This window comes from Flavobacterium zhairuonense, assembly GCF_004352915.1.
Classification (GTDB): Bacteria; Bacteroidota; Bacteroidia; order Flavobacteriales; family Flavobacteriaceae; genus Flavobacterium; species Flavobacterium zhairuonense.
In genome coordinates, this window is sequence record NZ_SJSY01000068.1 from 209,325 (window position 1) to 218,662 (window position 9,338).

Below are 9,338 nucleotides of genomic sequence, written 5' to 3' on the forward strand. Positions count from 1 at the left end.
CCATAATCTGTTTATACAAAGGCTGTAAGGAGTTTTTTTAAAATAAAAAAAGAGGCTTTATAAAAAGTATTGGATGATCCAAGATCAGCTTCGTAGAAGCGAAATATTTATAGAAATTACATTTATTATCTACAACAAAGCTCCAGTGGAGCGACATTTTTTTTAATGTGAGTCTATTTTGCTCCTCTGGCGCTCTTATGCATATCTGTATTATTGAATATCTATAAATATTCTACCCCGCTGGGGCTTAAAAAATAAACAGAAATATAAAAAAGTAAATAGGCTGTCACTTTTCGGATGGCCAACTGTAAGAATTTTTGTTTTTTAGTCTGGAAGAAAAACGGTAAAGACAGAACCTTTTTCAGGAGCACTGTCAGCCAAAATATAACCTTTATGGTTTTCGACAATTTTTTTGCAAATTGCTAATCCGATTCCGGTTCCAGGATAATCGGTTTTTGAATGCAAGCGCTGGAAAAGAATAAATATGGTTTCTTTAAACTGCGGATCAAATCCCATTCCATTATCTGAAAAAGTTATTTTATGGAATTTCTTCGTTGTTTGTTCCAATAAATCTGGATAATCTGCAGAAAGCACTTTTGTGCTCTCGATATTAATTTCCGGAATTCGGCCCGGTTGGCTGTATTTAAGAGAATTTCCAATCAAGTTGATGAAAAGCTGTTCGATTTGATACGGAATAACATCTAATTTCGGCAATTTTGAAGCTGTAATGACGGCTTTTTTCTCATGTATAATTTCCGTCAATTCAGATTCTGCGTTATGGAGCAATTCATTCAAATTCGATTTTAGGAACTCTTTTTTTGTGGTGTTGGTTCTCGAAAAAAGTAATAAATCGTCAATTAAAACGCGCATTCTTTTTGCCGAACTTTCAATTTTAGAAAGATATTCGCGGGCACTGTCAGACATAACGGCTTTATCAGCATCAGAAACTCTGGAGATAAAAGTCTGAATTTTTCTCAGTGGTTCTTGTAAATCGTGACTCGCAACGTGATTGAAAGAAGCCAGTTCTTTATTGCTTTTTTCTAATTCTCTGTTTCGTTCTTGAAGTTCAATATTTAAAAGATGCTCATCTGTAATATCAAAATTGATTCCGAGCAAGATTTTGCTTCCTTGCTGATCGGTCAATAATTTTCCGGTAGATTTAAAATAACGTATTTCGTGATCGGGACGCACAATTTTGTAGTAAATAAAAGGAAGATTCCCTTTTTGGATGATTCCTTCCATTGAAGCGGCCACAGCATCTTTATCTTCGGGATGCACAAATTCAATAAAAGTCTCTTTTTCAGGAACAAAAGAATTCGGTTCAACGCCCAACAGCCTAAATTGGTTGTCGGAATAGTCAATTTTGTTTGAATCCAAATCCCATTGCCAAGTGCTGAATTTTCCAATTTTTTCAGATTCAGCCATTAAACCGCTAGAAATTAAAAGCTTTTTATTGAAGACTTTCAAACGCTCAAAATCTCTGCTGATTTGTCTGTAGGCCAATAAAATAAAAGTAAGTGCAGTCAAGAATAATGAAATAGAGAAAATCGGACTTAACGAGATTTCTTGATCGTAAATTTTAAGTCGGTTTTCCAAATATTTTTTCTCAATGTCATTCATTTTATCCACTTGAAACCGAATGTTTTCCATTAAAATTCGGCCTCCAAACATATGATTGTCAAGTTTCCTTTTATCATATGTTTTGGGATCGCTGTATTTCAGGCAATTTTCAAAAGAGACAAATCGCTGGATAATTAGCTTGAATAAATTTTCGAGATTTTGTTGCTGAATTGGATTGTCAGCGGTCAGTTTTTTAAGTGTAACAAAAGAAGCGTTTACTTTGTCGCGCGAATAAAGATAGGGTGCTAAGAAACGGCCATTACGTGTTATGATGTAACCGCGCTGGCCCGTTTCAGCATCTTTTATAGCCGACATTAATCGCTCTAATTGAATGTTTATTTCATAAGTATGCATAACCAATTTACTTGATTCATTCAAGTCTTGGTTATGTTTGTAAGCGATTGAAGAAAGAAATAACAGAATGAAAACTGCGATTACAAAAATAACTCTCAAAGAGTTTGAAGAATTAAAATTTGGTATCCATTTCATGGCAGGCGTATACTATTTTAGTCGCAGCAGGAAATTATCACGGTTTAACCCTGAGGTATGATAGTGCCAGTTTACGGTCACGACTTCATTAATTATTTTTTTAAGTGTATTAAAATCACTTGGTTTTTTGATATAAATATTGGCACCCTGAATAAAAGTATCTTCAATATCTTCTTCAGATGATGAAGTAGAGTAGATGGCAATAATAATATTTTTGAGACGTTCGGTTTTTTTTATTTCAATCAAACATTCCTTTCCCGTCTTTTTTGGCATGTTCAAATCCAGAAATAAAATATCCGGAAGTTTGTTGTCAGGATTATTTAAATGATCCATCAATTGCATTCCGTCATGAACAAAATCTACATTGGTCTGAATTTTTATTTCTTCAAATGCATCCTTAAAAAAAAGACGATCATCTTCATCATCATCAGCCAATAAAATATATAATGCGTTTTTTTGCATTTTAGTGTGGTATTTGGGTTTTTATTTTAAATTTTCTCTTCGCTTCTTGATAATTCTCTGAAAAGCCGATGGCGTAATTCCGGTTGTATTTTTAAACTGCGTACTCAAATGCGCAACACTTGAATAGTTGAGTAAAAAAGCAATTTCGGTTAAGCTCATTTCATTGATTATGATCAATTGTTTAGCTCTTTCAATTTTCTGTAAAATGATGAAATTTTCGATTGAAGAATAGGTTACTTCCGAAAAAACATTCGATAAATAGCCATAACTGTGGTTCAGTTTTTCGGCCAAAAAAACAGAACTTTTGTAGTTGTTGCTGTCTTCCATAAAAACCAGTTCGATTATGGCGTCTTTTATTTTTTGCACCAAAACGCTTTTTTGATTTTCTACAATCTCAAAACCGCACGGGCTTAAATTATTTTTTAAAGTTTCGAGTGCATCAGCATCAAGATTGTCGGCAATCTCAATCTCTCCAAAACCTAAACTTGTAAAATTAATATTTTGCTGTTCAAGATTGTGTTTAAGATAAAGAGAACAAATGGTATTAATGTCGAACTTTATAAATAGTTTCATTTTATAAAAATTTGGTTAAAGATACTCAATTTATTTTTGGCGTTAATGTTTAATCTTTGATAAGAATGTTGAAACAGATGAAAAAGAAATAAAATTTTCAAAAAAATACCGCCTAATATTTGTATTACTAGACGGTATTTCCCTGAATTGAGTTCAAGTTCTTTTTACAAATCTGAAAGGATTTGATGAAATTCTTCTTTGGTTTTACCCAATTTTTGCTGCAGTCTTCCGTACATCTCGTCTTCTTTTCCTTCAGCAAACAGTAAATCATCATCTGTCAGTTCAGCATATTTTTGTTTTAATTTCCCTTTTAGCTCATTCCAGTTTCCTTTTATTTCGGTAGTATTCATGACTGTTCTATTTGAAATTAATTACAATGTAAAGTTCCAATTTTTAAAGCTGAAAGCTGTTACATTAATTTTGGATATTGTTGCATAATTTGCACTTTCAATTCAAATTTAAGCTTGGTAACGGCGCAATACCCAAGCCATTTTTTCATGTTCCTGCAGTAATCCTGTGACAAAATCGGCAGAGCCGGCGTCTTGCGTTTCGTTCTCAAAAACCGGAATGTAATCTCGAAATTCTTTTATCAATTGTTCGTGGTTTTCAAGAAGCTCTTCCAACATGTGTTTTTGCGAAGCATATTCTTTCGGAGATTCTTTCAAAGTTGAATTTTCGATAAACTCTTTCATTGTTCCGATGGCTTTTTCGCCAAGTTGGCTAATACGTTCAGCAACTTCATCAATTTGCGCTTCTAGAACACGATATTGGTCTTCAAATAATTTGTGCAATTCCATAAAGCTGTTTCCAGAAATATTCCAATGAAATTTTCTGGTTTTGACATAAAGCGTCATTTCGTTTGACAAAATAGTGGCTAATATACTCGTGCTCTTTTTTAAATGTGATGTCGAAATTCCAATATTTGGGCTCATAATGGTCTGATTTTTAGGTTCAGTTTCAAAATTAGAGAAGAAGTGTTTCTTTTTTCTTATATAATTTTTAAGAGTTGTTACAGGAATTCAATGTTAAATTAGATAATTAGGAAATTGGGCAATTAGATAATGGAAGCCTGATAACAATTCACAATTCACAATTCACAATTCACAATTCACAATTATAATTTGTAATTTTGGCGCACTATTAAAACACACTATGACAACACAACAGCTGCACGAACAAATTCTTCAAAAAAAATCATTTCTATGCGTTGGCCTAGATCCTGATTTATCTAAAATGCCTCAACATTTATTAGAAACCGAAGATCCTATTTTCGAATTCAATAAAGCAATAATTGATGCAACTCACGATTTAACAGTTGGCTACAAACCAAACACTGCTTTTTTTGAAGCATACGGAATAAAAGGCTGGATGTCATTGCAGAAAACAATTAATTACATCAACGAAAATTACCCAGATATTTTCACAATTGCCGATGCAAAACGTGGCGATATTGGAAATACATCAAGCATGTACGCAAAAGCTTTTTTTGAAGATTTGAATTTTGACAGTGTAACCGTTGCTCCATATATGGGAAAAGACTCGGTTGAACCTTTTTTGGCTTTTGAAAACAAACATACAATTATGTTGGCTTTAACTTCAAATGAAGGCGCTTTCGATTTTCAGACTTTAAATACAAACGGAACCGAATTGTATAAACAAGTTTTGGAAACTTCTAAAACATGGAAAAACAGCGAAAACTTAATGTACGTTGTAGGTGCAACAAAAGCGGAATATTTTGCTGACATCAGAAAAATTGTCCCAGACAGCTTTTTACTAGTTCCAGGAATTGGCGCTCAAGGCGGAAGTTTGTCGGAAGTTTGCAAATACGGAATGAACGATAAAATTGGTTTGTTGGTAAATTCAGCAAGAGCCATTATTTATGCTTCAAAAGGAACTGATTTTGCTGAAAAGGCAAGGGAAGAAGCTTTGAAAGTACAGCAGGAAATGGAAGAAATTATGAATTCTAAGTTTTAAATAACTTTATAAATACATTTAACCGCAAAGTTCGCTAAGATTTTTCGCAAGGTTCGCAAGGAAAAAACTTTGCGTTCTTAGCGTAAATCTTTGCGAACTTTGCGGTTAAAATGACAATCTAAATTAATGAAACAATTAAAAGATCAATTAGGAACTATTCATTCTTTTGAAAATGCTCCAAAACGAATTATCTCACTTGTTCCTTCGCAAACCGAATTATTATATGATTTGGGTTTAGAAGAAAAAATAATCGGGATTACAAAATTTTGCGTTCATCCGTTTCATTTTAAATCAACTAAAAAGATTGTCGGCGGCACAAAGAAGATTCATTTTGAGAAAATAAAGCTTTTACAGCCCGATATTATAATTTGCAATAAAGAAGAAAATACCGAAGAAATTGTAAACCAATTAAAAGAAATTTGTCCAGTTTGGGTGACGAATATTTTGTCTATAGAAGATAATTTTCAAATGATTTCTGATTTCGGCCAAATTTTCAATTGCAGAACCGAAGCTCAAAAATGGAATGATAAATTGGCCTTCGCTTTAACCGATTTCAAAAAATACATTCAGAATGTAGAAGTCAAAAAAGCGGCTTATTTTATTTGGAAGAATCCGTATATGGTTGCAGGAAATGATACTTATATAAATGAATTACTAAAACTGAATCATTTTAAAAACATTTACGAAGATAAAGGAAGATACCCGGAAATTGAATTAAAGAAAATGCGTTTAGAAGGTGATCCAGATATTGTTTTCCTTTCTTCTGAACCTTACCCTTTTAAAGAAGAAGATGCTTTCGAAATTGGAAGATTTACACATCATGCCAAAACGATTTTCGTAGACGGTGAAATGTTCTCTTGGCACGGAAGTAGATTATTAAAGGCTTTCGCTTATTTCAAATTACTGCATGAAAGATTGAAGAATTAGTTTTTTTTGTTTCAGGTTTCAAATTTCAAGTTGTCGGAAACTTAACCGCAAAGATCGCAAAGCTTTATGTATAAAGCTTTGCGATCTTTGCGTTTGTACAACGAGCTCTAAAAAAAACCTTGCGCTCTTTGCGGTTAAATATGTTCAAAGTAAAGCAACCTGAAACCTGAAACAAAATAAACATAAAAAGAATGCCGACATCTCAAAGACGCCGGCATTATTTAACTAACCAAAACCAAAATAATAAATAACCAGTTTATTACAATACAAAGATCCGACATATATCAATGTTATGCTGTTAAGGTCTTGTTATTACTTTGTTGGAAATAAGTTAATGTTCAAAAGATTGTATTTTTTAACCGCAACGAACGCTAAGAATTACGCAAAGTTTTTTAGATAAAGCTTTGCGAACTTTGCGCTTTATATAAGAGTTCATAAAAAAAACCTTGCGGTCTTTGCGGTTAAATTGTATTCAAAGTAAAGTAACTTGAAACAAATAAAACATGAAACTTGAAACCAAACTTTCACAAAAAAAGAATGCCGGCATCTCGAAGACGCCGGCATCATTTAACTAACCAAAACCAAAATAATAAATAACCAGTTTATTACATTACAAATGTCCGACATATATGAATCTTTTGCTGTTAAGGTTTTGTTATTACTTTGTTGACCATAAGTTAAGATTTGTAAAATCGTCTTTTTGAGCTTTCTGCAGCGTTAAATAATTTTTGGTTATTAAAATATAATAACAATCAATTTTGTTTATCAATATGCTAAAGATAAGTTTGTATATTTGGTAAAGAGTTAAATATCAATGAAATGAAATTTAAATAAAAATTGGCATTTGACCAAAAAATAGATAACAGCAACATAAAAAACAAAAGAAATGAGCGAATCAAATGAAAGTAAATGTCCATATCATAACGGACAAATGAAAGAAACATCTGGAGCAGGAACATCTAATAAAGATTGGTGGCCAAATCGTTTAAATCTAAACATATTACGTCAACATTCTAGTTTATCAGATCCTATGGAAAAAGGATTTGATTATGCTGCTGCATTTAAGACTTTAGATTTAAATGAAGTCAAAAAAGATCTTTTTGCATTAATGACAGATTCTCAAGATTGGTGGCCTGCAGATTATGGTCATTATGGACCTTTATTCATTCGTATGGCTTGGCATAGTGCAGGAACTTATCGTATTTCTGATGGACGTGGTGGCGCCAGTTCGGGTAATCAACGTTTTGCGCCTCTTAACAGCTGGCCGGATAATGGTAATTTAGATAAAGCTCGTTTCTTGCTTTGGCCTATTAAACAAAAATATGGAAATAAAATTTCATGGGCAGATTTAATGATTTTGACAGGGAACTGCGCATTAGAATCGATGGGATTTAAAACTTTTGGATTTGCTGGTGGTAGAGAAGACGTTTGGGAACCAGAACAAGACGTGAATTGGGGTAATGAAAAGGAATGGTTAGCTACTAGTGACAAACCTAATAGCAGATACTCTGGTGATAGAGATTTAGAGAACCCTCTTGCCGCTGTGCAGATGGGATTAATATACGTAAATCCAGAAGGCCCAGATGGAAATCCAGATCCGCTAGGTTCAGGTAGAGATATTAGAGAAACGTTTGCTCGTATGGCGATGAACGATGAGGAAACGGTTGCTTTAACTGCTGGTGGACATACTTTTGGTAAAGCGCACGGAGCGGGAGATGCGGCATTAGTAGGAGCAGAGCCAGAAGGTGCAAGCATTGAACAAATGGGATTGGGATGGAAAAGTTCATATGGCACAGGAGTAGGTGGAGATGCTATTACAAGTGGTCTTGAAGGCGCTTGGAAACCAAATCCTACAACTTGGGATAATGGTTATTTTGAAACCTTATTCAAATATGATTGGAAATTAACTAAAAGCCCGGCAGGAGCACATCAATGGACACCAACAGATGAAAGTGCAGCTACAACTGTAGAAGATGCGCACGATCCAACAAAAAGACATGCGCCAATGATGACAACGGCAGATATGGCTATGAGAATGGATCCAGCTTATGAAAAAATTTCAAGAGACTACATGCAGAATTTTGACAAATTTGCTGATGCTTTTGCAAGAGCTTGGTTTAAACTGACACATAGAGATATGGGGCCAATCAGCCGTTATTTAGGTCCGGAAGTTCCTAGTGAAGAGTTGATTTGGCAAGATCCAATTCCTGCGGCTAAAAGCGAATTAAATCACGCCGATATTGCTCTTTTAAAAGAAAAAATTCAGGCTAGTGGTCTTTCAATATCTCAATTGGTATCAACTGCTTGGGCTTCGGCTTCGACTTTCCGTGGTTCTGATAAACGTGGAGGTGCTAATGGTGCTCGTATTCGTTTTGAGCCTCAAATTAATTGGGAAGCGAATTCGCCTGCACAATTAAAAAATGTCTTAGCAACTTACGAAAAGATACAAAATGAATTTACAACTACTGGGAAAGTAGTTTCTATTGCCGATTTGATTGTTTTAGGAGGATCTGTAGGAATTGAAAAAGCGGCAGCAAATGCCGGAATTAATATTGACGCTCCTTTTACGCCAGGTAGAGGTGATGCGACTTTAGAACAGACTGATGTTCATTCTTTCAATGCTTTAGAACCAAAAGCTGATGGATTTAGAAATTACAAAAGCGCTCAATGTAATCAAGTAACTGAAGAACTTTTAGTAGATAAAGCACAATTGCTAGGTTTAACTGCACCAGAAATGACAATTTTGCTTGGAGGTTTAAGAGTCTTGAATACCAATTATGATGGTTCTAAACATGGTGTGTTGACAAAAAACACAGAAACATTGAATAATGATTTCTTTGTTAATTTATTAGACTTGGGTACAGCATGGAAAGCAATCAATGAAACGGGTGAAATTTTTGAAGGACGTAACCGTAAAACGGGTGAATTGAAATGGACTGCAACTCGTGCCGATCTTATTTTTGGCTCAAACTCAGAATTGCGCGCTATTGCTGAAGTTTACGCTTCTAACGATGCAAAAGAACGTTTCGTAAAAGATTTTGTTGCTGTATGGACAAAAGTTATGAACGCTGACCGATATGATTTGGTTAAATAAGAATCTAAGATACTAAGGAGCTAAGCTCTTTAGGAAAGGGTCTAAAACAAGACCTGCTTCCAAATGAAAACCCGATAAATTTCTAAAATCTGTCGGGTTGTTTATTTTATGAAATGCAAATTTAATTTTATCGTTGTCTAAACTGGACTGAAGTCCAGCTCTACAATATGATTCGTTCCTTCGGAACTTTTGAAAGAGC

At 34.1% G+C, this 9,338-nt stretch carries 9 protein-coding genes; 3 read left to right on the forward strand and 6 right to left on the reverse strand.

The annotated features are described in order from the left end of the window. Window positions 1–324 precede the first annotated feature (324 nt). The 5 genes from EYY60_RS06790 to EYY60_RS06810 all read right to left on the reverse strand — a co-directional run bounded on the left by EYY60_RS06790 (window position 325) and on the right by EYY60_RS06810 (window position 4,076). Window positions 325–2,109 carry a sensor histidine kinase gene (locus EYY60_RS06790; protein ID WP_132988627.1) on the reverse strand — a complete coding sequence of 595 codons (1,785 nt, stop codon included), beginning with the start codon at window positions 2,107–2,109 and terminating at the stop codon, window positions 325–327. Between the two features lie 12 nt (window positions 2,110–2,121). Next, the gene (locus tag EYY60_RS06795; RefSeq protein WP_132988628.1) at window positions 2,122–2,571 is read right to left on the reverse strand and encodes a response regulator; all 450 of its coding nucleotides are present in this window, start codon (window positions 2,569–2,571) and stop codon (window positions 2,122–2,124) included. Window positions 2,572–2,592: 21 nt separating this feature from the next. Beyond that, window positions 2,593–3,144 (reverse strand): helix-turn-helix domain-containing protein, encoded by a 552-nt coding sequence (locus EYY60_RS06800; protein ID WP_132988629.1) that lies wholly within the window; start codon window positions 3,142–3,144, stop codon window positions 2,593–2,595. Between the two features lie 164 nt (window positions 3,145–3,308). Next, a complete protein-coding gene (locus EYY60_RS06805) occupies window positions 3,309–3,494 on the reverse strand; it encodes a CsbD family protein (protein ID WP_132988630.1) in 186 nt (61 codons plus the stop codon). 108 nt (window positions 3,495–3,602) lie between these two features. Continuing rightward, the gene (locus tag EYY60_RS06810) at window positions 3,603–4,076 is read right to left on the reverse strand and encodes a Dps family protein (protein WP_132988631.1); all 474 of its coding nucleotides are present in this window, start codon (window positions 4,074–4,076) and stop codon (window positions 3,603–3,605) included. Between the two features lie 220 nt (window positions 4,077–4,296). Between EYY60_RS06810 and pyrF the strand changes: the two genes are divergently transcribed. From pyrF to katG, 3 genes are all read left to right on the forward strand, one after another. After that, window positions 4,297–5,118 (forward strand): orotidine-5'-phosphate decarboxylase, encoded by an 822-nt coding sequence (pyrF, locus tag EYY60_RS06815; protein WP_132988632.1) that lies wholly within the window; start codon window positions 4,297–4,299, stop codon window positions 5,116–5,118. Between the two features lie 126 nt (window positions 5,119–5,244). Next, window positions 5,245–6,045: an ABC transporter substrate-binding protein gene (locus EYY60_RS06820; protein WP_132988633.1), complete on the forward strand. Its 801-nt coding sequence runs from the start codon at window positions 5,245–5,247 to the stop codon at window positions 6,043–6,045. A gap of 886 nt (window positions 6,046–6,931) precedes the next feature. Next, the gene (gene katG / locus EYY60_RS06825; protein ID WP_132988634.1) at window positions 6,932–9,139 is read left to right on the forward strand and encodes a catalase/peroxidase HPI; all 2,208 of its coding nucleotides are present in this window, start codon (window positions 6,932–6,934) and stop codon (window positions 9,137–9,139) included. A gap of 12 nt (window positions 9,140–9,151) precedes the next feature. Here the strand turns inward: katG and EYY60_RS22390 are convergent. Then, window positions 9,152–9,338: hypothetical protein (locus EYY60_RS22390; protein ID WP_208749452.1), on the reverse strand; the 187-nt coding region annotated here is incomplete at its 5' end.